This window comes from Anaerococcus senegalensis JC48 (assembly GCF_000321005.1).
Lineage (GTDB): Bacteria > Bacillota > Clostridia > Tissierellales > Peptoniphilaceae > Anaerococcus > Anaerococcus senegalensis.
The window spans coordinates 146,080-172,438 of sequence record NZ_HE578908.1 but is presented as its reverse complement, the minus strand read 5'-3'; the positions used below and the strand labels follow the sequence as shown (position 1 = coordinate 172,438).

General features: G+C 28.7%; 31 protein-coding genes, 1 tRNA gene and 2 pseudogenes. 26 read left to right on the top strand and 8 right to left on the bottom strand.

Annotated features, from left to right (window positions below):
- The first annotated feature begins 82 nt into the window (after window positions 1–82).
- The 7 genes from ASHG_RS07440 to ASHG_RS07410 are packed head-to-tail and all read left to right on the top strand — an operon-like array spanning window position 83 to window position 5,858.
- Complete coding sequence (locus ASHG_RS07440; protein ID WP_040398650.1) at window positions 83–1,948, top strand: BglG family transcription antiterminator; 1,866 nt, start codon at window positions 83–85, stop codon at window positions 1,946–1,948.
- Between the two features lie 11 nt (window positions 1,949–1,959).
- Complete coding sequence (locus ASHG_RS07435) at window positions 1,960–2,400, top strand: transcriptional regulator GutM (protein WP_004814346.1); 441 nt, start codon at window positions 1,960–1,962, stop codon at window positions 2,398–2,400.
- 22 nt (window positions 2,401–2,422) lie between these two features.
- Entirely contained in the window at window positions 2,423–2,983 is a 561-nt protein-coding gene (srlA, locus tag ASHG_RS07430; RefSeq protein ID WP_004814345.1) for a PTS glucitol/sorbitol transporter subunit IIC, read from the top strand.
- The gene (gene srlE / locus ASHG_RS07425) at window positions 2,976–3,974 is read left to right on the top strand and encodes a PTS glucitol/sorbitol transporter subunit IIB (protein WP_040398647.1); all 999 of its coding nucleotides are present in this window, start codon (window positions 2,976–2,978) and stop codon (window positions 3,972–3,974) included. Before srlA ends, srlE begins: the two co-directional genes overlap by 8 nt.
- Before the next feature lie 8 nt (window positions 3,975–3,982).
- Complete coding sequence (locus tag ASHG_RS07420; protein WP_040398645.1) at window positions 3,983–4,345, top strand: PTS glucitol/sorbitol transporter subunit IIA; 363 nt, start codon at window positions 3,983–3,985, stop codon at window positions 4,343–4,345.
- Between the two features lies 1 nt (window position 4,346).
- Window positions 4,347–5,159 (top strand): SDR family oxidoreductase, encoded by an 813-nt coding sequence (locus ASHG_RS07415; protein WP_040398644.1) that lies wholly within the window; start codon window positions 4,347–4,349, stop codon window positions 5,157–5,159.
- Window positions 5,160–5,177: 18 nt separating this feature from the next.
- Window positions 5,178–5,858, top strand: coding sequence for a transaldolase family protein (locus ASHG_RS07410; RefSeq protein WP_040398643.1), 681 nt, complete (start codon window positions 5,178–5,180; stop codon window positions 5,856–5,858).
- Between the two features lie 35 nt (window positions 5,859–5,893).
- Here the strand turns inward: ASHG_RS07410 and ASHG_RS07405 are convergent, their stop codons facing one another.
- Window positions 5,894–6,319 (bottom strand): DUF3021 family protein, encoded by a 426-nt coding sequence (locus ASHG_RS07405; protein ID WP_040398642.1) that lies wholly within the window; start codon window positions 6,317–6,319, stop codon window positions 5,894–5,896.
- Between the two features lie 9 nt (window positions 6,320–6,328).
- Window positions 6,329–6,769: a LytTR family DNA-binding domain-containing protein gene (locus tag ASHG_RS07400; protein ID WP_040398641.1), complete on the bottom strand. Its 441-nt coding sequence runs from the start codon at window positions 6,767–6,769 to the stop codon at window positions 6,329–6,331.
- A 334-nt stretch (window positions 6,770–7,103) separates the two neighbouring features.
- On the opposite strand from ASHG_RS07400, the pseudogene ASHG_RS09595 reads away from it, so the two are divergent.
- Both ASHG_RS09595 and ASHG_RS07390 read left to right on the top strand, forming a co-directional pair.
- Window positions 7,104–7,316 (top strand): annotated as a pseudogene (locus ASHG_RS09595) (ABC transporter permease); the annotation flags it as partial.
- Window positions 7,317–7,460: 144 nt separating this feature from the next.
- Window positions 7,461–8,335: pseudogene (locus tag ASHG_RS07390) on the top strand (peptide ABC transporter substrate-binding protein); the annotation flags it as partial.
- Window positions 8,336–8,434: 99 nt separating this feature from the next.
- On the opposite strand, the gene ASHG_RS07385 reads toward ASHG_RS07390, so the two are convergent.
- Both ASHG_RS07385 and ASHG_RS07380 read right to left on the bottom strand, forming a co-directional pair.
- Window positions 8,435–9,916, bottom strand: coding sequence for an NAD(P)/FAD-dependent oxidoreductase (locus tag ASHG_RS07385; protein ID WP_040398640.1), 1,482 nt, complete (start codon window positions 9,914–9,916; stop codon window positions 8,435–8,437).
- 35 nt (window positions 9,917–9,951) lie between these two features.
- Complete coding sequence (locus tag ASHG_RS07380; protein ID WP_040398639.1) at window positions 9,952–10,668, bottom strand: MIP/aquaporin family protein; 717 nt, start codon at window positions 10,666–10,668, stop codon at window positions 9,952–9,954.
- A gap of 200 nt (window positions 10,669–10,868) precedes the next feature.
- On the opposite strand from ASHG_RS07380, the gene ASHG_RS07375 reads away from it, so the two are divergent.
- The 5 genes from ASHG_RS07375 (at window position 10,869) to ASHG_RS07355 (ending at window position 16,705) form a co-directional block, all read left to right on the top strand.
- Window positions 10,869–11,900, top strand: a complete 1,032-nt coding sequence (locus ASHG_RS07375; protein ID WP_040398638.1) for a M42 family metallopeptidase — start codon at window positions 10,869–10,871, stop codon at window positions 11,898–11,900.
- 96 nt (window positions 11,901–11,996) lie between these two features.
- Entirely contained in the window at window positions 11,997–13,061 is a 1,065-nt protein-coding gene (locus ASHG_RS07370; protein WP_040398637.1) for a BMP family lipoprotein, read from the top strand.
- Between the two features lie 99 nt (window positions 13,062–13,160).
- Window positions 13,161–14,684: an ABC transporter ATP-binding protein gene (locus ASHG_RS07365; RefSeq protein WP_040398636.1), complete on the top strand. Its 1,524-nt coding sequence runs from the start codon at window positions 13,161–13,163 to the stop codon at window positions 14,682–14,684.
- The gene (locus ASHG_RS07360; protein WP_040398635.1) at window positions 14,677–15,777 is read left to right on the top strand and encodes an ABC transporter permease; all 1,101 of its coding nucleotides are present in this window, start codon (window positions 14,677–14,679) and stop codon (window positions 15,775–15,777) included. The genes ASHG_RS07365 and ASHG_RS07360 overlap by 8 nt, the downstream gene beginning before the upstream one ends.
- Window positions 15,770–16,705 (top strand): ABC transporter permease, encoded by a 936-nt coding sequence (locus ASHG_RS07355; protein ID WP_040398634.1) that lies wholly within the window; start codon window positions 15,770–15,772, stop codon window positions 16,703–16,705. The genes ASHG_RS07360 and ASHG_RS07355 overlap by 8 nt, the downstream gene beginning before the upstream one ends.
- Before the next feature lie 659 nt (window positions 16,706–17,364).
- Here the strand turns inward: ASHG_RS07355 and ASHG_RS07350 are convergent.
- Window positions 17,365–17,441 (bottom strand) — tRNA-Pro (locus ASHG_RS07350).
- A gap of 88 nt (window positions 17,442–17,529) precedes the next feature.
- Window positions 17,530–17,976, bottom strand: a complete 447-nt coding sequence (locus ASHG_RS07345) for a 2-thiouracil desulfurase family protein (protein ID WP_084689299.1) — start codon at window positions 17,974–17,976, stop codon at window positions 17,530–17,532.
- A gap of 43 nt (window positions 17,977–18,019) precedes the next feature.
- On the opposite strand from ASHG_RS07345, the gene ASHG_RS07340 reads away from it, so the two are divergent.
- The 11 genes from ASHG_RS07340 (at window position 18,020) to ASHG_RS07295 (ending at window position 24,919) form a co-directional block, all read left to right on the top strand.
- Window positions 18,020–18,469, top strand: coding sequence for a ribonuclease domain-containing protein (locus tag ASHG_RS07340; RefSeq protein WP_040398632.1), 450 nt, complete (start codon window positions 18,020–18,022; stop codon window positions 18,467–18,469).
- A complete protein-coding gene (locus ASHG_RS07335; protein WP_040398631.1) occupies window positions 18,470–18,724 on the top strand; it encodes a barstar family protein in 255 nt (84 codons plus the stop codon).
- A gap of 28 nt (window positions 18,725–18,752) precedes the next feature.
- Window positions 18,753–19,103 carry a hypothetical protein gene (locus tag ASHG_RS07330; RefSeq protein ID WP_040398630.1) on the top strand — a complete coding sequence of 117 codons (351 nt, stop codon included), beginning with the start codon at window positions 18,753–18,755 and terminating at the stop codon, window positions 19,101–19,103.
- The gene (locus ASHG_RS07325; RefSeq protein WP_040398629.1) at window positions 19,096–19,794 is read left to right on the top strand and encodes an ABC transporter ATP-binding protein; all 699 of its coding nucleotides are present in this window, start codon (window positions 19,096–19,098) and stop codon (window positions 19,792–19,794) included. Before ASHG_RS07330 ends, ASHG_RS07325 begins: the two co-directional genes overlap by 8 nt.
- A 50-nt stretch (window positions 19,795–19,844) precedes the next feature.
- Window positions 19,845–20,579 (top strand): ABC transporter permease, encoded by a 735-nt coding sequence (locus ASHG_RS07320; RefSeq protein ID WP_244264280.1) that lies wholly within the window; start codon window positions 19,845–19,847, stop codon window positions 20,577–20,579.
- Window positions 20,580–20,587: 8 nt separating this feature from the next.
- Window positions 20,588–21,322 (top strand): ABC-2 transporter permease, encoded by a 735-nt coding sequence (locus ASHG_RS07315; protein WP_040398627.1) that lies wholly within the window; start codon window positions 20,588–20,590, stop codon window positions 21,320–21,322.
- Window positions 21,323–21,329: 7 nt separating this feature from the next.
- The gene (locus ASHG_RS09150) at window positions 21,330–21,494 is read left to right on the top strand and encodes a hypothetical protein (protein WP_167320527.1); all 165 of its coding nucleotides are present in this window, start codon (window positions 21,330–21,332) and stop codon (window positions 21,492–21,494) included.
- Between the two features lie 30 nt (window positions 21,495–21,524).
- On the top strand, window positions 21,525–22,262 hold the full coding sequence (locus ASHG_RS07310) for an NAD-dependent protein deacylase (RefSeq protein ID WP_040398626.1): 738 nt from the start codon (window positions 21,525–21,527) through the stop codon (window positions 22,260–22,262).
- A 2-nt stretch (window positions 22,263–22,264) separates the two neighbouring features.
- Window positions 22,265–22,639, top strand: a complete 375-nt coding sequence (locus ASHG_RS07305) for a Zn-finger containing protein (protein ID WP_040398625.1) — start codon at window positions 22,265–22,267, stop codon at window positions 22,637–22,639.
- A 67-nt stretch (window positions 22,640–22,706) separates the two neighbouring features.
- Window positions 22,707–23,888, top strand: coding sequence for a coenzyme F420-0:L-glutamate ligase (locus ASHG_RS07300; RefSeq protein WP_040398624.1), 1,182 nt, complete (start codon window positions 22,707–22,709; stop codon window positions 23,886–23,888).
- A 56-nt stretch (window positions 23,889–23,944) separates the two neighbouring features.
- A complete protein-coding gene (locus tag ASHG_RS07295) occupies window positions 23,945–24,919 on the top strand; it encodes a YitT family protein (RefSeq protein WP_040398623.1) in 975 nt (324 codons plus the stop codon).
- Between the two features lie 230 nt (window positions 24,920–25,149).
- Here ASHG_RS07295 and ASHG_RS07290 read toward each other — a convergent pair whose 3' ends face one another.
- Together ASHG_RS07290 and rd are read right to left on the bottom strand one after the other, a co-directional pair.
- Entirely contained in the window at window positions 25,150–25,542 is a 393-nt protein-coding gene (locus tag ASHG_RS07290; protein ID WP_244264279.1) for a TVP38/TMEM64 family protein, read from the bottom strand.
- A gap of 61 nt (window positions 25,543–25,603) precedes the next feature.
- Window positions 25,604–25,762 (bottom strand): rubredoxin, encoded by a 159-nt coding sequence (rd, locus tag ASHG_RS07285; RefSeq protein ID WP_004814307.1) that lies wholly within the window; start codon window positions 25,760–25,762, stop codon window positions 25,604–25,606.
- A 137-nt stretch (window positions 25,763–25,899) separates the two neighbouring features.
- Between rd and ASHG_RS07280 the strand changes: the two genes are divergently transcribed.
- Window positions 25,900–26,298 (top strand): ATP-binding protein, encoded by a 399-nt coding sequence (locus ASHG_RS07280; protein WP_040398622.1) that lies wholly within the window; start codon window positions 25,900–25,902, stop codon window positions 26,296–26,298.
- Window positions 26,299–26,359: the final 61 nt, after the last annotated feature.

The following is a 26,359-nucleotide window of genomic DNA, read 5'->3' as shown; positions in this document are numbered from 1 at the left end:
AACAAATCTATTTTCTTAAAGCTAGAAAAAGTGTATATTAATTTTTTTAATAAAAATATTACTATATAGAAAGAGGGAGGATATGATTTGGAAAAAAATAGAAAATAGAAGTCTTTACTTACTAGAAATTCTTGAAAGAAGCTCTATAAGTGAAGAATTATTATTGGAGAAATTAGAAGTTAGCAAGAAAACCTTGTCTAATGATGTAAAACAACTAAATAAAAAAATGCAAAACTGCGCTTTCGTTAACCTTAAAGATAAAAAGCTTTCACTTTTTGTTTATGATTATGACCTATATAAAAGATGTGTAAATATAATGAAAAAAGAAGGAGAAAGTTTTAATAATGAAAAGTATAGACTGACTTATATAATGGGATATCTCTTTTTAAATGATACAGCCAATATGGGTGATCTATCTTTCGAAATGATGATTTCAAAGACAACTTTGAATAAGGATATAGAAAAACTAAACAAATTAATAAAAGATTATAGGCTAAAGATATCAGGTAAGCCCAATGTTGGTATTTGTTTGCAGGGAGAAGAAATAGATATAAGAAACTTTGCTATTGAAAATTGTTACTATGAAATTATTAAAGAAAATAAAAATACAAGAATAGTTTCTAAGATAATTAAAGATATTTTATCACCTTATCTAATAGATGAGGATACGATAGAAAAAATGAAAATGTTTCTAAATGTATCTATTTCTAGAATTAATCAGGGGCATAATATTGAAAATCTTTCAGAAAATTATGCATATGATTCAAATGGATTTTCTTTTGATATTGCAAATATCTTAAGAGATAAGGTAGGTCATATGTTTGAAATTGTCCTAAGTCATGATGAATTGAAGTTTATAACAGTTCCTATTAGGGGAATGAGAACCCCTCTTATAACAAATAAAATTTCAGATATCAAAATAGGTGATGAAATATATAGTTTGATAGAAGAAATTTTTATGGCTATCAAAAAGCAAATGGATCTTGAAGTTGACTTAGGAAAGGTCAAAAAAGAATTCACCTACCATATATATTTTCTTTTAAATAGGATTAAACTTGATTATAAGATAAAAAATAGTCTAAACGATGAGATTAAAAAAGAATATAGGGTTGCTTATAAGATGGCAGAAGTAGCTTCTAAGGTTATAGAAGATAAGCTTGATAAAAAGATAAATGAATCAGAGAAGTCTTATTTGGCCTCATATTTTCAAATATATATAGTTGAAAAACTAGATTTGATAAATAAAAATAGCTTTAAAATTGCTATTTACACCTCTGATGAGATTAATGGTCAATCTTTAAAAAGGAAGCTAAAATCAATGAGCCCTGGAAATGATTTATCTGTAAGTATATTAGACTCTATCGATTTAAATTTAAATGTTTTTGATCTTATTATAACAAATAAGGACATTGATACAGATATAAATCAGATAAGTGGAGAAGAAGCCTACAATTTTGCAATGATTAAGGAAAGAATTGAAAATCTTAAAGAAAAGAAGAATTTAGTTTTAAATAAAAGATTCTTGAAATCTGTATTTTTAAATGAGCTAAATGATCAAAAATTATTCTTATTAGATGGAGAAGATTTTAATGAAAATCTTACCTATATGCTAGATTCATTAGAAAATGAAAGATTAATTTCAAAAGATTTTAAACAAAAAGTTATTGATAGAGAAAAGAAATCTTCAACAATTTTCTCTCAAAGTGTAGCTTTTCCTCACGCTAAGGCAAATAAACTTACTGTAGCTTTAGGTATAAATGAGAAATCTTATCCAAAATTAATATTTTTAGTTGGTTTACCAGAAAATTTAGATGAAGTTTTAGTTAAGTTATATGACGAAATTGTTACTATAGCAAATGATGAGAACTTAGTTGAAAAAATATCTAAGATAAAATCTTACTCTAAACTAATGGAATTTTTTATCAAGGATACAAATTTATTTAGATAAGGAGAAATACTATGAACAATTTGATAATTTTAGGTATTTTTATACTTTTTATGTACCTGCTTCAATATTTATTTACTTTTTTACAGATGAATTCTTTTAAAAAATATTTTAATGAATTTATTAAAGATGGAAAAGTTGCTATAGGTATAAAAAAGGGAGCTATTAGGGCAGGTTCTATAGTTTTGTTTTCTGTAGATGATATAGGAAATATTAAAAATTATGCTTATATTAAGGGTGTTTCAGTATTTGCTAGATTCAAAAAAGAAGATACTTTTAATAATGCCAATATAAAAGATTTAGATCAAGAGCTTTTAAAAGGACTAAAGTTAGACAAAAACCTATCTTTAGCTATTTTAAATGCAAGGGAAAATTTTATTAAAGCATTAAATGGAGAAAAGATAGAAATGGAAAAATCGCCTCTACAAAAAGCTTTTGGCTTTTTTAAAAAATAAATAAAAAATAAGGAGAAAATTTATGGATTTTTTAGTAAATCTCGCTCAATCCTTTATAGGATTATTTGAGCTTGGAGCAGAGACTCTAGTAAGTTGGATGACAGGTATTGTACCTAAGGTACTTTTACTTTTAGTATTTATGAACGCACTAATAGCACTTATAGGAGCTGAAAGAGTTAATAAATTTGGAAAATTATGTTCGAAAAATAAATTATTAGCTTATGGAGTCCTTCCATTTGTTTCAGCATTTATGCTAGGTAACCCTATGGCATTATCAATGGGAAAATTCTTACCAGAAGCACAAAAACCTTCTTACTATGCATCAGCAGCTTATCATTGCCATACAAACAATGGTATTTTCCCACACATAAATCCTGGAGAATTATTCGTTTGGTTAGGAATAGCTCAAGGGGTTGAAAAACTTGGTCTATCAACAGTACCTTTAGCTATAAGATATATGCTTGTAGGTTTGGTAATGAACTTTTTAGCAGGATGGATAACAGATTTTACAACAAAATATGTTGAAAAACAACAAAATATAAAATTAAAAAGAAGCATAGATGTGGAGGCTCACAATGACTAAAATTAGGATAGAAAAAGGTCATGCAGGATTTGGCGGACCATTAGAAATAGGACCTGAGGGAGAAAAAGATACACTTTTATATATAACAGGTGGTGGAGCAAAACCAGATATAGTTGATAAAATTGTTGAACTTACAGGTTGCCAAGCAGTAAATGGATTTAAAACTTCTGTAGCAGAAGAAAAAATATTTGCAGTAATTATAGATTGTGGTGGAACTTTAAGGTGTGGAATTTATCCTAAAAAAGGAATACCTACTATAAATATTATGGCAACTGGAAAATCAGGTCCACTAGCAAATTATATAACAGAAGATATTTATGTATCTGATGTAGGCTTAAATCAAATTAAAGCTTTGTCAAAAGATGAGATCACAGAAAAAGTTCTTGAAAACAACAAGAAAGAAGATAAGAAAGTTTCTTACTCAAGTGATAAAAAAGTTTCTGAAACCTTAGCAGAACAATCTGGAAATTCATTTATCCAAAAAGTTGGTATGGGAACAGGTAGGGTTATAGATATTTTCTTCCAAGCAGGAAGAGATTCTGTACAAACTGTTTTAAATACAATCCTTCCATTTATGGCATTTGTATCTATGCTAATAGGTATAATTCAAGGATCAGGATTTGGTAATTGGTTTGCAAAATTATTAATACCTCTTGCAAATAATATTATTGGACTTGTAATTTTAGGTTTAGTTTGTTCACTTCCTGTTTTATCAGCCTTATTGGGACCAGGAGCTGTTATAAGTCAAGTTATAGGAACATTGATTGGTAGTGAAATAGCAAGAGGAAATATTGCACCAAATCTTGCACTTCCAGCTTTGTTTGCTATAAATACACAAAACGCTTGTGATTTTATACCAGTTGGATTGGGACTTGCTGAAGCAGAAAAGGAAACAGTAGAAGTTGGAGTAGTATCTGTTATGTATTCAAGATTTCTTATAGGAGTACCAAGAGTAATAGTAGGATATCTTGCATCATTTGGATTATATTAGGAGAAATAATGAAAGCTATTTACGAGAATAAAATTAAGGCTCAAGGAGAATTAGTAGAAGAGTTCGGAAGTGAAATGATAATATTTTTCGGTGATAATGCACCTGATACTTTAAAAGATTATTGTCATTTAATAGATATCAAAAAAGTCAATGGACAAATTAAAGCAGGCGATTATTTTGAAGTTGATGGATCAAAAGTAAAAATATTAGCCGTTGGAGAAGAAGCCCAAACAAATTTAGAAAATTTAGGTCATTTAACTGTTAATTTATCAGAAAATTTAGATGACTTATTGCCTGGGGCAATAATTTGTGAAAATGGAAATTTAAATAAGTTAGAAATAGGATCAACTATAAAAATATTGGAGGCATAAAATGGATTGGTTAGGATTAGAAAATAAAGTTGTACTTGTCACTGGAGCAGCATCAGGAATTGGAAAAGCAGTAAGTGAAGGTTTGTTAGAATCTGGGGCTAATGTTATTGCTTGTGATATTAATAAAGAAAAACCAGAATTTAATTTTGAAAATGAAAAAAATCTTCTTTACAAAGTTTGTGATATAACTAGTAGACAAGATGTAAAAGAAGCAATAGCTGATGGTGTAAAAAAATTTGGAAGCTTAGATGCAATTGTAAATAATGCCGGAATAAATATACCTAGACTTTTAGTTGATCCAAAAAAAGAAGAAAGTGAATTTGAGCTTGATGATAAAGTTTTTGATAAGGTAGTTGATATAAACCTTAAAGGATTATTTTATTGTTCCCAAGAGGCAGCAAAAATATTTGTAAAACAAAAATCTGGGGTAATAATAAATATGAGTTCAGAATCGGGTCTTGAAGGTAGTGAAGGTCAATCTATATATGCAGCTACAAAAAATGCTGTAAACTCCTTTACTAGGTCTTGGTCAAAAGAACTTGGAAAATATGGAGTCCGTGTTGTAGGTGTTGCTCCTGGAATTTTGGAAGCTACAGGGCTTAGAACTTTATCATATGAAACTGCTCTTGCTTATACAAGGTCTATATCTGTAGATGATTTAAGAAAGGGATATTCATCAACAAAAACAACTCCATTAGGAAGAAGCGGAAAGCTTTCTGAAGTTGCAAATTTAGTTTGCTTTTTAGCAAGCGACAGGTCATCCTACATCCACGGAGTAACCATAAATGTTGCAGGTGGAAAAACTAGGGGATAAAAATTATAGGAGTGATATATGAAGCTATTAATAGATGATGCAAATATTGAAAAGATAAAAGAAATATATCAATATTATCTTGTAGATGGAGTTACAACAAATCCATCAATTCTTTCAAAGCAAGATCAATCACCAAAGAATGTATTAAGTGAGATAAGAAAAATAATAGGTCAAGATGAGCTTCATGTGCAAGTTTTATCAAAAAATTCTAAGGATATAATAAAAGAAGCGAAATTAATAGTAAAAGAGTTTGGAGAAAATACTTTTGTAAAAATTCCTTCTAATAAAGAAGGTTTTAAGGCTATGAAAGAGCTTAAAAAAGAAAATATTAAAGTTACAGCAACAGCTATATATTCTCCAATGCAAGCCTTTCTTGCTATGAAATCAGGGGCTAGATATGTGGCTCCTTATGTAAATAGGATTGATAATTTAGGATATGATGGACTTTATGTTGTAAAAAAAATCCAAAATATTATAGATTCAAACCAATTTGAAACAGAAATTTTGGCAGCAAGTTTTAAAAATTCAAACCAAGCTCTTGATTTAATAGAATACGGAGTGGGAGCTCTCACTTGTGGGGTAGATGTAATTAACAAATTTGTTGATGATAGGAATGTGGATAGGGCAGTAGAAGATTTTTCAAAAGACTTTGAAAAAATTGACCCTAATAAGAAAACAATGATTGATTATTTAAATTAATAAAAGACTGTTAAGAGTAAAATCTTAACAGTCTTTTATTTTAATTTTTCATTTAATTTTTCAATTTCACTTTTTGTTGAAAAATATATTAATGCCCAAATTATTAAATATATTATTACAAAAAATATTAAAGAAAAAAGAGCTGATTGTATATTTGGGAACCATTTTAAATAAAGTCCTGCTATTATAAAATATATAGCTAGAATTGCAAAATGAGTAAGACTTGCCTTTAACAAATTATCTTCTTTTATTATCTTACTTCCAATAAAAGATGTTATTCCAAAACCACCATATAAGATTAGCTCAATTATTCTTGCTTTTAAAAGAGAGTCTTGTCCATTTAAAAATTCTGAAACTCCCAAAGTGATTTCTCCTATAGCAAGGGAGATAAATATTTCTATGATACTTCCAATGCCAATTCCTACCAAAAATGATTTTAATAATTTTTTTAATTCTTTCATAATTTCCTCCTAAAAGCCTAAGGCTTTTTTAAATTCTTTTAAATATCTTCTTGAAACATAGGAAATTTTTCCATTTTTAAACTCTACTGCTATGGTTCCCTTAAAAGAAAGGTCTAATTTCTTAACATAATCAAGATTTATAATTTCATATCTTGATATTTTTATAAATTTATTTTTGTTTAGCCTTTCATAAAGCTCATAAAGTCTAATTCTTGACTTATATTCTCCGTTTTTACTTTCTATAAATACATTCTTATCCTTAGTCATACACCTTATAATTTCTCCATATTCCAAAAGATAAATTTCATCATCTTTAAAAACAACAAGCTTATTAATATTTGTAGCCTCAAGGCTTCTTTTTATATTTTCAATATCTTTGTTGTATGAAGGAGCATAAATTTTTACAAGACTTTCATCCAAATTTTCGTCAATTATTATTTCAACTTTCATAGACCCTCCTTATGTTTATATAATACATGAAAATTTTTGTCATAACTACAAAATTCGGACAAGCGGTAGCTTAAATCCATTGAGTGGTCATTTTAAATTTTGTAGAAATTGTATTCAAAACAAATAATTATTAAAAAATTATTTTAATATCAGATTTTAACGAGAATAATTTTAAAATAAATAGATTTTTTGAAAAAATATTTTATTTTTATTTTCTAAAAAGGTGACTTTATTGTTGATAAATAGATATTAAAAATGATATCGAGTTAAAAATTTATTGTGCTCGCAATTTAATTTAATAAAGTGTGTAATTAACTACAACAAAGGAGGAGATATGATTAAGTACATAATAAAGAGAATTTTACAGGCCATAGCAGTTTTGCTTTTGGTTACTTGTATTACTTTTTTTCTAATGAAGCTCGTACCTGGTTCACCTTTTGCTAGTGAAAAATCTCAATCACCAGAGGTATTGGAGGCTTTAAATAAAAAATACGGTTTGGACCAACCTTATTCAGTCCAATTAAAAAGATTTATAGTAAATGCTCTTCATGGAGAATTTGGTGTATCTTTGAAAATGCAAAAAAACAGACCAGTTATTGAGATTATAAAAGAAATGCTTCCAACAAGTGTAAAACTTGGACTTATTGCTCTTTTGTGGGCAACTTTAGTAGGAGTTCCTTTGGGATCTCTTGCAGCTTATAGGTCAGGAGATTTGGATTTTGTAAATTCTGCACCACAAGAAGAAATCAAAAAACTTTTAGATACAAAAGAATTAAAAACTTTACCATATGTAGGAACATATTTTGTATGTTTTATACAGAAAAAAAACCATTTGATAATCCAAAAGTTAGAAAAGCATTCTCACTTGCAATTGATAGAAACTTTATTGTTGATCAAGTTACAGGAAGAGGAGAAAAAGTTGCCAGTGGTTACGTTCCTTCAGGAGTTTATGATGAAAAGGGAACTAAGGGCGATGACTTTAGAACAGTTGGTGGAGATTATTATTCTGTAAAATCTGAAGATTATGAAAAAAATATAAAAGAAGCTAAAAAGTTAATGGAAGAAGCTGGATTTAAAGATGGTAAGGGCTTCCCACAAATAGAATATTTATATAATACTGATGATAATCACAAGGCAATAGCAGAAGCTTTACAAAATATGTGGCAAGAAAATCTTGGAGTACAAGTTAATCTTCAAAATCAAGATTGGAATGTATTCTTAAAAGAAAGAAGAGATGGAAACTACAATATAGCAAGACATGGATGGATTGCTGACTATAACGATCCAATGAGCTTTATCGACATGTGGTTAACAGGTGGCGGAAATAACGATGCTCAATACAAAAATAAAGAATTTGATAAATATGTAAAAGCAGCCAAAGCTACATCAAATCCAAAAGAAAGAATGGAAAATATGCATAAAGCTGAAGATATTTTAATCAAAGATGATTCAGTAGTTGCTCCAATTTATTTCTACGTAAATCCTTACATGATGAAACCAAATATCAAAGGAATGTACTACACACCACTTGGATATTTCTTCTTCAAATCAGCAACAGGATTCTAAAAAAATTTATAGTAAGTAGGGAAATTTAAAATAAAAATGTGATGTTACAGAATATAATTTCTGCAACATCACATTTTTTTCTTAAAAATTTTTAATAATTTATTTTTTATTTTCTTCTAATTCTTTAATAAATTCGTTGATATCTTTTTTATTTATCCTAGAAATTCCAGAATGTTCTGAGTCGAATTTATTTGATTTTATTTTTTCCCCAGATTCATCTTCCATAACTTCTATAACCCTATCTCTACAGAAATTTCCTTGGCAAAAGCCCATTCCACATCTTGTACGTCTTTTTATTGAATCGAATGTCAAACAAGGGATACCTCTATTCATTGCATCTCTTATTGTTTTTTCGCTAACTTGCTCGCACCTACAAACAAGTCTTTCAGGATTTCCAAGTGGCAAATCAATTTTATCTTTTACCTTATTAAAATCTTCGAGTTCTTTGTATTTAATAATAGCTTTTCTGTTAGGATTGTAGGAAGGATCTTCTTCTAATTTTAAATTTAGGTCCTTCAAAATTCCTTCAACAATTTTTGCAACTTCTGGTGATGAAGTTATTCCAGGTGATTGGATTCCTACAACATTTATAAAACCAGAAGTTTTGGTATTTTCTATTATAAAATCTCCTGTTGATGAGGCAGGTCTAAGTCCTGCGAAAGAGCGGATAAATTTTTTCAAATCTATTACATCGTCTTTTACAGACTTTAATCCAAGCTTGTAAATTTCTGCAAGTCTTTCAATGTGAGTTCCAAGATCAATTTCTTCTTCATCAATGGCATCAGGGCCCAAAAGAAGGTTGTTGTGGTAGGTTCTTGTTACAAGAATTCCTTTTGATTTTGGAGAAGGTGTTTGGAATAAAACTTGTTTTATTTTTTCACCGGTTCCTTTTTGCATTAGAAGATACTCACCACTTCTTGGATGGATTGTAAAATCAGTTTCTGTAATCATACTTGAAATTTTTGCTCCGTTTAGTCCAGAAGCATTTATTACAAATTTTCCTTCATAAATATTGTCATCAGAAGTTTTTACTTTAAAAGTATCTCCTTGTTTTTTAATATCAACAACTTCACTTTGTAGTTTCAACTTAGCGCCATTTTCAATGGCATTTTCTATTAGGGCAATAACGTATTCGTATGGTGAGCAAACACCAGCGCCTTTGCAATAAAGTGCTGCTATTGCATCATCGGATACATTTGGTTCGATTTTTCTCAATTCTTCTTGATCAATTATTTTTATATCGTCAAGATCATTTTCTATGCCCATTTTATAGAGTTTTTCTAGTTCTTTTTTATCATCTTCATCAAAAGCCAAAACCAAAGATCCATTTTCCAAAAATCCAAAGTTCAGCTCTTGGTTTAACTTATTAAATTCCACTCTTCCCTTGTAGCAAATTCTTCCTCTTAGCTCTTCGTGGCTTTCGGCGTATCCACCGTGAACTATAGCGGAATTGGCCTTGCTTGCTCCCATAGAAACATCAATTTCTTTTTCTAAAATCAAAATATTTAATTTATATCTAGAAAGTCTTCTCGCAATTGATGCTCCGGTTACGCCAGCTCCGATTACTATAATGTCATACATATTATTCTTCTCTTTTCTTAAATTTTTATAAATAATTAAAATATAAAGTTAAAAATTAAAACTGCTAATATTCCACCAATTATTGGTCCAACAACAGGAATCCAAGAATATCCCCAGTTAGGATCAGCTTTGTTTTTAAAAGGTAATACTGCATAAGCAATTCTTGGTCCCAAATCTCTTGCAGGGTTAATTGCATAACCTGTTAGTCCACCTAAACTCATTCCTATAGATACTATAAGACCAAATACATATAATTTGTCAACGCCGCCCAATCCAGCGCCTTCAACATTACCGAATCCTAAAATAGCAAATACTAAAACGAAAGTTCCAATTATTTCTGATAAAAGATTTCTAAAAGTATTTGGAATTGAAGGGGCTGTACAAAATGTTGCTCTAACTGTTAATGGATCATCGCTTGTAGCATCATAATGATCTTTGAATAAAATATAAACTAAAATAGCTCCGCAAAAAGCTCCAAGCATTTGTCCAATTATGTATGAAGGAACTGTATTCCATTCTATTCCGCCATTAAATGCAAGGGCAATTGATAGAGCTGGATTAAAATGAGCACCTGTTAGTGCACCAAAAATACAAGCTGGAATCATAACTGCAAGACCCCAAGCAAAAGTAATTTGAACAGGACCTCCTCCTTGCATTCCACTCTTATTCATAAGAACGTTTGCAACTACTCCGTCTCCTAATAAAATAAGTAACATTGTTCCAAAAAATTCACCTAGTATTATGTCTCTCATAATATCCTCCTGTTATACTAGCAAATATAAAAAAGCAACAAAAATAATTAATTGTTGCAGTCTCTCTTTTATATTCAGCTGTGAAAATGTTTACACCAATATTATAGCATAAATATTTTTCCTATACAAATAAAAATTTTAAAATTTACAAACAAAATAATTTAACCTATAATTAAAATATAAAAATTAAAGGAGAAAAAATGGATACAAAAACTATAATTTCATATATTGAAAATTTATGTACTAAGCCATCACCTACAGGATTTACCAAAAAATGTGAAAAATATTTAATGGATGAATTTAAAAAAATGGGATATGAGCCTTATCAAAACAATAAAGGAAATGTGATAGTTCCAATTTATGAAAATAAAAATAACAAAAATGACGGCTTACTACTTTCAGCTCACATAGATACACTTGGACTTATGATAAGAAGTATAAAAGAAGAAGGTGGACTTCAAGTAACTACTCTAGGTGGTTTTCCACTTAATTATGGGGAATTTGAAAACGTAAAAATCTTTACAAGAGATGGTAAAGAATTTGAGGGGGTTTTTAGATTAAATGAGCCTTCAGTTCATGGATCCGATACTCCAAAACTTTCAAAAAGAAGTTTTGATGAAATGGAAGTAGTTTTAGATGAAATCATTGAAAGTGATGAAGATGTAGAAAATCTTGGGATAGGAGCTGGAGATTTTGTAGCTTTTGATCCTAGATTTAGGTATTCAAATGGATTTATAAAATCTCGCCACCTTGATGATAAGGCATCAAGTGGAGTCTTGCTTGCTCTTGCTAAAGAAATAAAGGAAGAAAATTTAAAATTTGATAGAAATATTTATATGATGTTTACAACTTATGAAGAAGTTGGACATGGTGCAAGTTCCGGACATCCAGAAGGAATAAAAGATATGATTGCAGTTGATATGGGTGTTGTTTACGATGATTTAAAAACAAACGATAGGATGGTTTCAATTTGTGCAAAAGATTCTTCAGGTCCTTATAATTTTGATTTGACAAATAATCTTATAAATACAGCAAAAGAGATAGGGATTGATTTTGCTGTTGATATTTATCCTTTTTATGGCTCAGATGCATCAGCCGCTATGAGTTCGTTTTATGATTACAGACATGCTTTAGTAGGCTGTGGAATTTCTGCATCTCATGGTTATGAAAGATGTCATGAAAAAGCCTTGATGGGACTTTTTTCTTTATTAAAAACTTATATAAAAAAATAGAAAAGTGTAAAAAAATTACCTATCTAGACATATAAATGAAAATCATATAAAATATAATTGTAGAAAAAACTATTTCTTAAAATTTAAGGGGGAGAGATGAAAATTAAAAAAATTATGGCTGGAGCCTTAACTCTAGCTCTTTCACTAAGCATTACAGCTTGTGGATCAAAAAAAGATGGAGATAACGCTTCATCAGGATCAAATGCAAAAAAAGCAGAAGTTTCTGCAACTATGGTTACTGACCAAGGTGGTATAAATGATAAATCATTTAATCAATCATCTTATGAAGGTTTAAAATCCTACGAAAAAGATGGAAAAATTAAGTTTGATTACATTGAATCTCACAAAGACTCTGATTACCAACCAAACCTTGAGTCAGCACTTGATAGTGAATCAGATATAATTTTTACAGTAGGTTATGCTCTTTATGATGCAACAAGCAAGGCTGCAAAAGACAATCCAGATCAAAATTATGCAATAATAGATAATGCAAACCCAGACAAGATTAAAAATCTTCTTGGAATCACCTTTGCAGATCATGAAAATTCATTCTTAGTTGGATATATAGCTGGTATGACAACAAAATCAAATAATGTAGGTTTTGTTGGTGGAATGGAATCAGCAGTAATTGATAGATTTGAATATGGTTATAGAGCAGGAGTAAAAGAAGCTGCAAGAGAAAAAGGTCAAGACATAGAAGTTCAAGTGCAATATGCAAACTCTTATGCTGACCAAGCAAAAGGAAAAAATATTGCCAACCAAATGTATCAAAAAGGTGCAGATGTAATCTTCCATGCTGCAGGTGGTACAGGAATTGGTGTATTTGAAGCAGCAAAAGAAAATAATAAATATGTAATTGGTGTTGACCGTGACCAAAAAGATGAAGCTCCAGATAATATCTTAGTTTCCACAATCAAGGGAGTTGGAAAAGCTGTCCAATTAACAATTGATGATTACAAAGATGGAAAATTCAAAGGTGGAGAAACAAAAGCATATTCATTAAAAGACGGAGATGCCCTAGGAATAGCTTATGGTGACAATAATTTAGTAGACCAAAAAGTTAAAGATAAGGTTGAAGATTTGAGAAACCAAATAGTTGATGGAAAAATTAAAGTTCCACAAAATGAAAAAGAATTTAAATCAATGGGCTATGACAAATAGGTTAAGAAAATAGTAAATTAAAAAAAGAGTAGGAAGATAGACTACTCTTTTTTTTAAAAGGTAAATGTTTAGAAAATTCTAAATTAATAGTGAGGTTATATGGATAAATATTTAAATGAAAGCCCTATCGTTTCATTGAAAAATATTCATAAAAGTTTTGGAGACAAAAAAGTTTTGAAGGGGGTAGATTTTGACCTTCACAAATGTGAGGTCCATGCTCTACTTGGAGAAAATGGAGCCGGAAAAACTACTTTAATGAATATTTTGTATGGAATGTTTGACCAATCTGACGGTGAAATTTATATAAAAGACGAAAAAATAATAAATAATTCACCCAAAAAGGCAATAAATATGGGTATAGGAATGGTTCACCAACATTTTATGTTGGTAGAACCCTTTAGTGTAACAGAAAATATAATTTTGGGCTATGAAGGAAAAAAAGTTATTATTGATAGGAAAAAAGCAAGGGAGGAAGTTGAAAAATTAAGTAAAGAATACGGACTTCTGATAGATCCTGACAGTAAGGTTTCAGATATTTCTGTAGGCCAACAACAAAGAGTCGAAATATTAAAAGCTTTATATCATGGAGCAGATATTTTGATTTTTGATGAACCTACAGCAGTTTTAACCCCTCAAGAAATAAACGAATTTATAGAAATAGTTAATAAACTAACTGAACTTGGAAAATCAGTTATAATAATTACCCATAAACTAAAAGAAATAAAGGCTATGGCTGACACTTGCACAGTTATTAGACGTGGTGAATATATAGATAAATTAATTGTTAAAAATGTAAATGAAGCTGAACTTGCCGAAAAAATGGTAGGCCGTGATGTAAGCTTTAATGTTAAAAAAGAAAAAATAAATCTTGGAGAAGAAATTTTTAAGATTGAAGATTTATGGGTTAAAGATAACAGGAAAGTGGATAAGGTAAAAGGTCTTAATCTTTCTATAAGAAAGGGAGAAATTTTAGGAATTGCTGGCGTTGATGGAAATGGTCAAACAGAGTTAATTGATGCCATTTCTGGAATGAGAAAAGCTCAAAAAGGAAAAGTAATTCTAAAAGGAAAAGATATTACTAATGAAAATCCTAGGGATATAATTGATCTTGGTATGAACCAAATTCCAGAAGATAGGCAAAAAAGAGGCCTTGTTTTGGAATATCCAATTAAAGATAATTTGATTTTGGAAAATATAGACAAAGATTTCTCAAAAAAAGGAATTTTAGATTTCAAAAAAATAGAAGAAAATGCCAATTCTTTGATAGAAAAATTTGATATTAGACCAAATGATATGAATGAAAAGGCAGGAAGCCTTTCTGGTGGAAACCAACAAAAAGTTATTATAGCAAGAGAGATTACAAATAATCCTGATCTTTTGATAGCAGCCCAACCTACAAGGGGGCTTGATGTTGGGGCAATTGAATTTATCCACCAATATTTAGTTGAACTTAGAAACCAAGGAAAGGCAATTTTGTTAGTAAGTTTTCAATTAGATGAAGTCATGGATTTATCAGATAGAATTTGTGTAATTTATGATGGAAAAATAGTGGGAGAACTTGATCCAAAACAAACTGATGAATACGAGGTAGGAAGATTGATGGCAGGAGGAGATTATGAATAATAAAAAATCATTTGCAAATTCAAAAATATTATTTACTCTTGTATCAATAATTTTAGGTTTATTAGTAGGAGCGATAGTTCTTTCATTAACAGGATACAATCCAATAGAAGCTTATGGAAAATTGATAGAAGGAGTTTTAAAATCTCCAAGAAATATAGGTTGGGCTCTTGTAAATTCTACACCAATAATTCTAACGGGTCTTGGTGTATGTTTTGCTTTTCAAACAGGCCTTTTTAATATGGGAGCTGAAGGACAATTTATAATTGGTACAACAGTAGGATTTTTGGTTGGATATTTATTAGACCTACCTCCTCTTATCCATGTTATTGTTACAATAATTTTAGCTATATTAGCAGGATTTATTTATGGAGGTCTTGCTGGATTTATAAAAGCTAAATTTGGAATTCATGAAGTAATTTCAACTATTATGCTTAACTGGGTAGCTTTTTATTTTCAAAATTTTATAGTTTATAGATATCAAAAACCAAATTCAATGGGAACTTTTGATATAAAAGATTCAGCAAAAGTAACCCTTATTACAAATGCTAGTCAAAAATTTGATGGATTTTTTGGGAAATTTTTCAGAGCGCCAATTCATTTAGGAATAATACTTGCAATTATTAGTGTAATCATCATTTGGTTTATTCTTGAAAAAACAAGTCTTGGATATAAATTAAAAGCAGTAGGATTAAACAGAGAAGCTAGTGAATATGGTGGAATTAGTGCAAATAAAAAAATAGTCCAATCAATGGCAATTTCTGGAGCCTTGTGCTCACTTGCAGGTGTAACCCAAATTATGGGATATACCTATTCACTTCCACTTTTATCAGCTATGGAGAATTTTGGATTTGATGGACTTGCAGTTTCACTTTTGGCATCAAATAACCCAATCGGTTGTATTTTCTCAGGATTATTTTTGGGATCTTTGAAATATGCTGGATCTAACTTACAAAGGACTATGGGAGTTCCAAGCGAATTGATCTCTATAATTATAGGAACAATAATTTTATTTACTGCTATCCCTTTGATATTTAGAATTATAAAAGCAAAAGTAAATAAGAAGAAAAATAGAAAGGCAGGAAATAATGCTTAATTTGACAGTTTTAGGATTGATAATTGGAAATACACTTTCAAATGCTACACCAGTATTATTAACTGGCCTTGGTGGAATGATGAGTGAAAAATCAGGTATTGTAAATATTGGACTTGAAGGAATGATGACAATCGGCGCTCTTGTTGCAGCAAGTGTTGGATATTATGTTGGAAATCCATGGATAGGATTTTTTGCAGGAGGTCTTGCAGGAATGTTTTTTGGTCTAATCCATGCTATAGTTTCAGTAACTTTTGCAGGAGATCAAACAATTTCTGGTATTGCTATAAATACTCTTGCCCCAGGCTTGGCACTTTTTTTGGCAAGATTATTTTTTGACGGGGCAACCCAAACTCCATCAATCCCCTTAGAAAATAAAATTCCTAGATTATTTAACGGTCTAATTACTAATCAAGCTTTAAAAAATATTTTTTCTCAATACGCAACAGTCTATATTGCTCTAATATCTGTAATCTTACTTTATTTATTTTTGTATAAAACAAAATGGGGGCTAAGATTAATTGCAGTTGGGGAACATCCAAAGGCAGCGGAAACTTTAGATATTTCTGTAAGAAAAATTAGGTATCTTGCTGTTATGTTTTCGGGATTTATGGGAGGACTTGGTGGAGCGTCTATGTCACTTGCAGTTGTAAGTGTATTTTCACCTACGTTAATTGCAGGTCAAGGATATATTGCTCTTGTTTGTGTAATATTTGGAAATTGGAAACCACAAGGAGTTTTGATTGGATCATTATTTTTTGGTCTAACCCAAGCTATAGCAACCTATCTTACAGGAACATCAATACAATTACCAATGGAATTCATCTCAATGATTCCATATATATCAATACTAATCTTCTTGATTTTATTTAACAAAAAATCAAATGCACCAAAGGCAAGTGGTAAGCCTTATTTGACAGAAGATATTTAAATAACAGAATATAAAAATAACTCATACCGATCTAATAATCAAAAGAGAACTCATAGATAAATTTAATAAATGAGATCTCTCCACAAGGTCGAGATGGGTTATTTTTGTTTTTCTAAGATTACTAAAGAATATATTATTTTTATTCTAAAATTATTTTAAATTATGATATGAAAAATCAAAATCAATTTATAAAATAAATAGAATATATCGTTAATTGGATTTAAAATTGAAAAATATAATAATGATATTTCTAGTTACTTTTGAGGTTTGATATTTTTACATTTAATTCATTAATCAAAGAAAAAATCTGATAATATTTTGAAAGATTTACAAGATAAAAATGGCCACAAACCCATATCGACCAGGTAAATGTACCTTGATTTGGCATATTTACCCCTAAAACAAAGTGTGGTAGCACTGGAGAGTTTGTGAAACAAACATGTTTTAGTATGAAGGAGTGGAGATATCTCATGGATTATTTTTATAAGAAAATAATTTTGAAATTGATTTAATAGTTTTAATTTTTATTATTTTATATTTTATGTTATTTAATCTGTCTATTTTAAAAAAAGGTATAAAAAAAGCACCAATCGGTGCAATTTTAAAAGGGAAAATTTACGTATTACAACTAAAAAAGCAAGCTTTAGCTTGCAAAAAAATGGTCGGGGTGAAAGGATTCGAACCTTCGGCCTCATGGTCCCAAACCACGCGCGCTACCAAGCTGCGCCACACCCCGATGTCCTAACGACAATATATAATATACCAGCTTTAAAATTATTTGTCAAATATTTTTTTAGAAATTTTTAAAAAAATGTAAGATTTGTCTATTTAGCTGATATGTAAGAATAAAAATCTTCGATTTCTTTCTCACTGAAGATAATTATACCATTTTTCTTTAGGACTTGGCAAGTAATTCCATCACCATTTATTAAATTTTTATCAAAATTTCCATCGTATATATAATCTTTTCCACAAGATGGGGATTTTGCTTTTAATAAGGCTATTTTTATATTATATTTTTTACAAAGATCAAGGGCTATTTGACTTCCTTTTTTAAATTCTTTTGTAAAATCTTCTCCGTCTATATTTATAACTTTTGAATTTTTTATCTCGCAAGGTTTTCTTGGAGTTTTCATCCCTGAATCTACTTCTGGACATACATCTATAAAATTTATTTTAGGAAATTTTTCTCTTAAATTTTTGATTTTGTTATTTTTTCCATCATATCGGCAATTTATTCCCAACAGACATCTTGATATTAAAACATTCATATTTTTATCCTTTCTGATATAATTATAGCAAAGGAGAATTCAAATGAAAATTAAAAACTTTTTTTATAAATTTATTTTAAGCTTTTTTCTTATTTTCGCTTTTACTGGGTGTGTAAAATCTGAAAATTTATATTCAAATCATAGCGTAGAAAATATAAGTATTGCTGAGGATAAAGCTTATTATAAAAAAGATGACCTTGTTGAGTATTTAAAAACTTATAAGAAACTTCCGAAAAACTATCTTACAAAAAAAGAAGCCAAAAAACTTGGTTGGATTCCAAGAAAAGGAAATTTGTGGGAAGTTACTAATAAGGGAGTTATTGGTGGAGATTATTTTGGAAATTTTGAAAAAAATTTACCAGATGCAAATTACAAAGAATGTGATGTAAATTATTATGGTGGAAAACGTGGTGGAGAAAGATTAATTTATGACGAAGATTTTAATATTTTTTATACCAATGACCACTATAAAACTTTTACTAAGGAGAATTAGATGATTTTGTTGGATGGATATGAATTTAAGTCAAGGGAATTGGCATTTTCTTATTTAAATGAAAAAATTGATTTTGAATATGAAGTAGATAATCTTGATGGTCTTTTTGACTGTCTTTCTATGGTTGATGAAAAAATTATTATCAAAAATTTCACTTTTATCTATAAAAATTTGAATGAATACGGAGAAAGATTTTTGTCTTGTTTTATGAAAGCTTGTCTTTTATTTGATTTAGAAATTGATTTTATTTCATAGCTTAATATAGTAAATGAAAGGAGCGAAGATGGAAGATAGGTCTGTAAATAATGAAATTAGAAATTTTGTTGCCAAAAATATTATAAATAATTTTCTAAAAGACGGAGATAAGTTTTACGAGAAAGAATTTCTTATTAATAAATTTAGGGTAAATCCTTCCTATGTTGATAAGACTTATCAAAGACTTTTGGATGAAGATTTAATTGAGGCAAAAAGTGATTATTATTATATGAAAATTGATGAAAGCAAAAAAAATGCCCTTATCGTAGAATTTGCTAATGGATATTTAAATGATTTTTTGAAAAATATGAACTCTATTGGAATTTCCAATGAGGGTGTTTATGATTTTGTAACTTTGAGGATGAGTGCTAATGGATAATATTTTAGAAATTAAAAATTTGAAAAAAACTTACGGTAAAAAAAATGTGCTTGATGGAATAAATTTAAAACTTGAAAAAGGGAAAATATTGGGCCTTATGGGTCCAAATGGTTCTGGTAAAACTACTCTTTTAAAATGCATCATGGGTCTTATTAAGCCTAATGATGGAGAGATTTTAATTGATGGGAAAAAAGTTGGAGTTGATACTAAAAAAATCATCTCTTATCTACCTGATGCCTATCATCTTTATGATAATTTGACAATTGAAGATACTGTAAATCTTTATAAGGATTTTTATGATGATTTTAATATGAGAGTTTGCAAGGAACTTTTTGACTTCATGAAAATCCCAAAAGAAGGCTATTCTGAAAAATTATCAAAGGGAATGAAGGAAAGGCTACTTTTGGCCCTAACTCTTTCTCGTGATACAAAATTATATATTTTGGATGAGCCGATTGAAGGAGTGGATCCTATTGCCAAAGATATGATTTTATCTGCAATTATAAAAACTGTAGATATTGGTAGGACAATAATTATTACAACCCATCAAATTGGAGATTTGGAAAATCTTTTTGATAGGGCAGCCTTTATTCAAAGAGGTCAAATTCTTTTGGAAGAAGATGCCGAGGATTTGAGGGATAAGTACAAAAAACAAATGGTAGATTTATATAAGGAAATTTTTGTAATATGATTAAGTTTTTAAAGTACGAATTAAAAAGATCTAGGGGTTTTTTTCTCATAATGGCACTTTTTGCCATAATTTCAGTATCCCTTATCGGAATTTTTTACAAATTTAATAGCTTTGATATGGAAAATAAGAATTTTTCATTTTTTATTCTTATTCTTGCCCTTGGTCTTATAATTTTATCGATTTGCCTTATATTTTTTACAATTAGGTTTAAAAGAGATATTTTTGATAAGTCATCTTATATAACTTTTACTATTAATATTTCTGTGGCAAAGATTATTTTTGCAAAATTTTTGGCGAGTGTCTTGATTGGATTTTTAAGCCTTTTTATTTTTATAGGTGCATTAATTATAGGATCTAATATTTTAGGAATTTCTAAAGGTTTGTTAGATATTTCCTCACTAAATCTTTTAGCCTATGTAGGAGTAAGTGAGATTTATTATTCCATAGCTTATCTTTTGTTAATTTTGGGAATAACCCTATCAAAAGTTCAAATATTTAAAAAATATTATTCCTTTGTAACAGTAGTACTATCCATTGTTTTATTTACAATTATGGTTTGGTTATTAAGAAATATTTATCAACTAAGTCCTCTAGTATTAAGTTTTAAAAATTTTTCTATCCAAAGACTAATTAATATAAATGGAATAGATATTTCTATGCTATATAATGGAATAGATGGAAAAATAATAGGAATTAATATTTGGATGTTAATATTTTCAATTTTAATAATAGCAATTACATTTTTTTATAATGTATTTTTGATAGAAGAAAAGATAGATTTTTAGGAGATTATATGAGGAAGTATTTAAAATACGATGTAAAATCAAATATGAAATTTTTTATTTCAACTGTAGCAACATTTGTAATCCTATTAATATCTTTGTTATCAATAAAAAGTCTGGGCGCCATATCCCAATCATTAGAGATAAATTCTGCTATAAATTCAATAGAAATAATAGTTATAGTTGTTTTTATCTTGACAATTTCCTATTTTATAATCAATTCTTTTTACAAAGATCTTTATACAAATAGGTCAATACTAACATTTTCCTTGCCAATAAGTGCAAAAGAATTCATATTTGCAAAACTTTTGGTAATAAATATATTCTTTTGGCTTTTGGTATTTTTGTCAGTGTTTTTATTTTATGTAGTTGGAATTTATATGAACATAAAATCACTCTTATCATTGATATTTATAATGATTTTGGTAAATATTATCTCTCTGATTATATTTTTATATATGCAAATGGACAGATTTTTATTAAAAAGAAAAACTTCTGCATTTGCAATTTTTATCATTATGGTTTTAATATTTGCTTTAGGATTTTTTATAAATAAAAATTTTCTTCTCTTAAATAACGAAATGATTTTAAAAAATTATAATTATATGGCCTTTATATATGCTTATATAAAATATAAGGGAGATTTCTATATAAATTTAACAAGTTTTACCTATTATATTTTAATAAGTTTCTTGTTATTTAGGATAAATGCAAAAATATTAAGAAAAGATCTAGATTTATCGTGAGGTTAATATGAACAAAAATATGTATATAGGAATAATAGGAGGAGTAATTATTTCTATTATTTTAAATAATGCTTATAGTTTTCAAAATAAAGAAATGGTAGCTGTAGTTTGTGCAGTTCTTGGTGCTTTTTTCGGTGCAAGTATTGATAATAAGTTTAAGAAATCTAAGTAGGGTATAGTCATAGTATAGTAAGGAGATCTTATGGAAAATAAAATTAATGATGTCAAAAAAATAATAAAAGAATCAAATAATATTGTGTTTTTTGGTGGGGCAGGAGTTTCTACTGCATCAGGTGTTCCAGATTTTAGATCTGCAACTGGACTTTATAATAGAGAAAATAATTCTTCATATTCACCAGAATATATGCTAAGTCATGAATTTTTTGAAAATCATCCTGATAAATTTATGGAATATGCCAAAGAAAATTTGATGATCGATGGAATAAAACCGAATGATTGTCATTATGCCCTAACAAAACTAGAAAAAGAAGGAAAACTAAAAGGTATAATCACACAAAATATAGATTCTCTTCACCAAGAAGCAGACAGTAAAAATGTAATTGAGCTTCACGGAAATTTGAGAGATTATTATTGCACATCTTGTGGTAAAAATTTTGATTTATCTTATGTAAAAAAATTTGATAACTTAGTAAAATGCGATGAGTGTGGATCAGTGGTTAGACCTGATATAGTTTTATATGGAGAAAGTTTAAATAATGATAATATAAACTATGCAGTAAATTTAATTAGCCAGGCTGATGTTTTAATAGTTGGAGGAACAAGTTTAGTTGTTTATCCTGCAGCAGGACTTATAGATTTTTATAGGGGAAATAAACTTGTAGTAATAAATAGAGATCCTACCCCAAAAGATAATAAAGCAGACTATCTTTTAAAAGGAGATATATCAAAAATTATGAAAGAATTAGTAGAAGGTGTTTAATTTTGAAAAAAAGACATGGAATAGATGAACTATCAATAGGACTAGTATGGTTTGCCATAGGGCTTATGCTATTAAATTATTTTTTAAAAATTGATTTTTTACAAGCTCTACCCATAATTATTGTTTTTTATGCCATATTTAGGACTATTTCAACAAATGAAATAAAAAGAAACAGTGAAAATTATATTTTTAAATTAAAATTCTTAAATCCAATTCAAAAAAAATATAGGAAAATTAAGAGGAAAATATTTGGAGATAAAAAATATAAGTATATTAAGTGTAAATCTTGTGGTCAAGAATTACGTATTCCTAAAGGCAAAGGAAAAATTATGGTCAAATGCCCAAAATGCAAGACAAAACAAAAGGTAAAATCTTAAAAAAAAATTAAATTTTTTCTTTATTTTTAAAAAAATTTATTGTATAATACGTGAGGAAGGAGCATGTATGGATAGATTAATAGGAACAGTATCAATGGGTGTTAGGACACCTATTATTGAGACAGGAGATAACTTAGTAGATATAGTATTTGATAGTGTAAACAAGGCTGTTGAATCAAAAAATATCGAATTAAAGGATAAGGATGTAGTTTGTGTTACAGAATCACTTGTAGCAAGAGCTCAAGGAAACTACGCGACTTGTGAACAAATTGCTAAAGACATCAATAACAAATTCAAAGAAGATGAAATAGCAATCTTATTCCCAATTTTAAGTAGAAATAGATTTTCAATTATGTTAAAGGCTTTTGCCCTAAGTGGTAAAAAACTTCACATCTGCTTATCTTATCCACAAGATGAAGTAGGAAATTATATTATGGATAGGATGGACTTATTTGAAAGTGATGTAAATCCTTATTCAGATATCTTATCAGAAGAAGAATTTAGAAAACTTGCAGGAGATTATAAACACGAATTTACTGGAGTTGACTATATTTCTCTTTACAAGGAAATGGCAAAAAACAGTGAAGTACATTTTTTCAATAATCCAAAAGATGTACTTAAATTTACAAAAAGTGTTTTGGTTTGCCAAATTCATACAAGAGATTTAACTAAAAAACTTCTTGAAAAATCTGGTGCAAAAGAAGTTTACGGACTAGATGAAATAATGACACAATCAGTTGATGGATCAGGTTATAACGAAGATTACGGTTTACTTGGATCAAATCTTTCTACAGGCGATGTAGTAAAATTATTCCCAAGAAACGGCCAAGTTTTCGTAGATGAGCTTCAAAAAAGACTTATAGAAAAATACAATAAAGAAATTGAAGTAATGATTTATGGCGATGGAGCTTTCAAAGATCCAGTTGGAAAAATCTGGGAGCTTGCAGATCCAGTTGTATCCCCAGCATATACAAAGGGACTTTCTGGAACACCAAACGAATTAAAAATCAAATATATAGCTGATGCCGAATTAAAAGACTTATCAATTGAAGAAAGAACCGAAAAAATGAGAGAAAGAATTTCTAAAAAAGCAGATGATCTAAAAGGAACAGATGAAACTTTAGGAACAACACCTAGACAAATTACTGACCTTTTAGGATCACTTTGTGATTTAACTTCTGGTTCTGGAGATAAGGGAACTCCTGTTGTTATTATACAAGGGTATTTTGATAATTATTCAAATGATTAAAAAAAAGCCGAGAGGCTTTTTTTTTTATAAACTTGGAGGATTAAAAATTATTTAAAATGAACGAAAATATAGACGAAAATAATATTTCGGAAAAAGAAAAATTAAAACATATTCTTGAAAGAAATGCTTCAATAAAAATTTTAAGAAAAGATAGAAAAAAAGATAAATTTGCACACGAGCCACCAAGTGGTAGAAAAAAATTTTTATTAATGAGTTTTGCAGCAATTTTGATGGCAACAGGTACTCATTTTTTTAAATATCCCAATCATTTTGTAATCGGAGGAGTAGAGGGGGCATCTATACTGCTTTCTAATAGCCTCTCTCTATCTCCAGCCTTAATAACTTTGATTTTAAATGTTTCTTTGTTAGTTTTGGCTTATTTTATTTTGGGTAAAAAATTTGTCTTAAAAACGGGATATGTATCCATACTAAATTCCTTAACAGCTCTTTTATTAAGCAAAGTAATTCCTCATACAGTGCCCTTTACAGATAATAAACTTTTAGAATTATTTTGTGCAGTTTTAATTCCTGCTCTTGGTTCCTCGATTTTATTTAATCTATCCGCTTCAAGTGGAGGAACTGATATAATTGCTATGATAATAAATAAATACACAAATTTGAATATTGGAAAATCTCTTTTGATGGGAGATTCTATTTTAACAATAATGTCAATAAAAATATTTGGAGCAGAAATTGGAATTTTATCATGTCTTGGACTTTTGATGAAAGGACTTGTTGTAAATCAAATTATATCATCATTTAATACTGCAAAATTATTCTTAATTGTTACATCGAAACAAGAAGAAATAAGTGTATTTATAAGAGATAAATTAAATAGGTCGGCAACTGTAATTGATGGGACTGGCTTATATTATAAAAAAGATCAATCAGTATTTTTGTGCGTTACAAATGATTATGAGGCAGCTTTATTTAGAAGTTATATAAAACAAATTGATCCTCGTTGTTTTATAACAGTCTTAGATACATCTTCAATAATTGGTAAGGGTTTTTATACAACAGATTTACAATAAAAAAACTCCTGATTTTTCAGGAGTTTTTTTATGCCAAAAATAATTTTAAATGATACATAAAGTAGGCTATTATTAAAATTTCTATAAATTTTGCAACCACCATTATTTTTAGGTATTCTTTAAATCTGATTTTTTAAAACCTGCAACCATGGATAGGGCATTATCAGGGGCAAATGGAGTTGCGCTTGTTATAAATAAAATTTTTTTGAATTTTTTACTACTTTGCCTTTTTACACTTTCAAATTTTTTGAGATTCTTTTTGGAATAAAGATATTTAAAAATCTTTTTCCATAAATTCTTGTCAAAGTATAATTTATTACTGCTGCCATAAGGCCAGTAATATAATTTAGAAATAAGCCAAATTTTTGTCCAAACAAAGCGAAACCTATTACTATAAAAATTGTTGTTGGAATAAATGGAACAAATCCGATCATTACTTTCAAAATTATAAAAATTAAAGGATCAAGGTATGTAAAAGCTCCAATATAATCATATAATTTTTTAGAATTTGTTAGGATTCCAAGTTTATATAATTTATATAGAAAGCTCAAAAATAAAATTGAAAGTCCAAGGCTTATTAATATTTTAATTTCTTTACTATATTTTTTTAAAAAATATTTCATAATTAATTTTAAATACGGACTTAGAAAAAAGAGAGGCCAAGGGCCTCCCTTTAAAAAAATCTTATTCTTGTTCTTCGAACATATCTTTGCCTACTCCGCAAACTGGGCAAACCCAATCTTCTGGTAGATCTTTGAATTCTGTTCCTGCGTCGATTCCGTTATCTGGATCTCCATTTGCAGGATCATAGATATATCCACAAGCTGTACATACGTATTTCATAATATTCTCCTTTCACTTTGTTATATTTACATTATACTACAAAAAAATAAAAATCAATAATTTTAGTAAAAGACAAAAAAATTGACAAAAAATTTTTTTATTGGGTATAAGTCTATTAGCAAGAGATGAGGGATGATATGGAACTTATTAGAAATACAATACCAACAGATCTCAATTTGATTAAAAAATTTAGGGATGAGCTTGTTTTAAATTTAAAAAATAAAAAAATAGATGAAAATTTAATTTTTAAAATAAAATTAATTCTCGATGAACTTATAATAAATTCCTATAAGCATGGAAATAGATGTCAGTATGATAAGATCATTGATACAACTTTTATCATGGATGATGATTGTTGCCTAATAAAAGTGAAGGATGAGGGAGAAGGAATTGATTATCTTTATGAAAATGATGGTTTAAATGATCATGGTAGGGGGATAAAACTTGTTTATACTCTAGCAGATGATTTAATAATTAAAGATAATATTATAATAGCCTTGGTAAAAAGAAATTCGAAGATAAAATTGTATATATAATACTTGGTAAATTTGATTTATCAAGTATTTTTTTTGTTATTTATTGATAATCTTATCACAT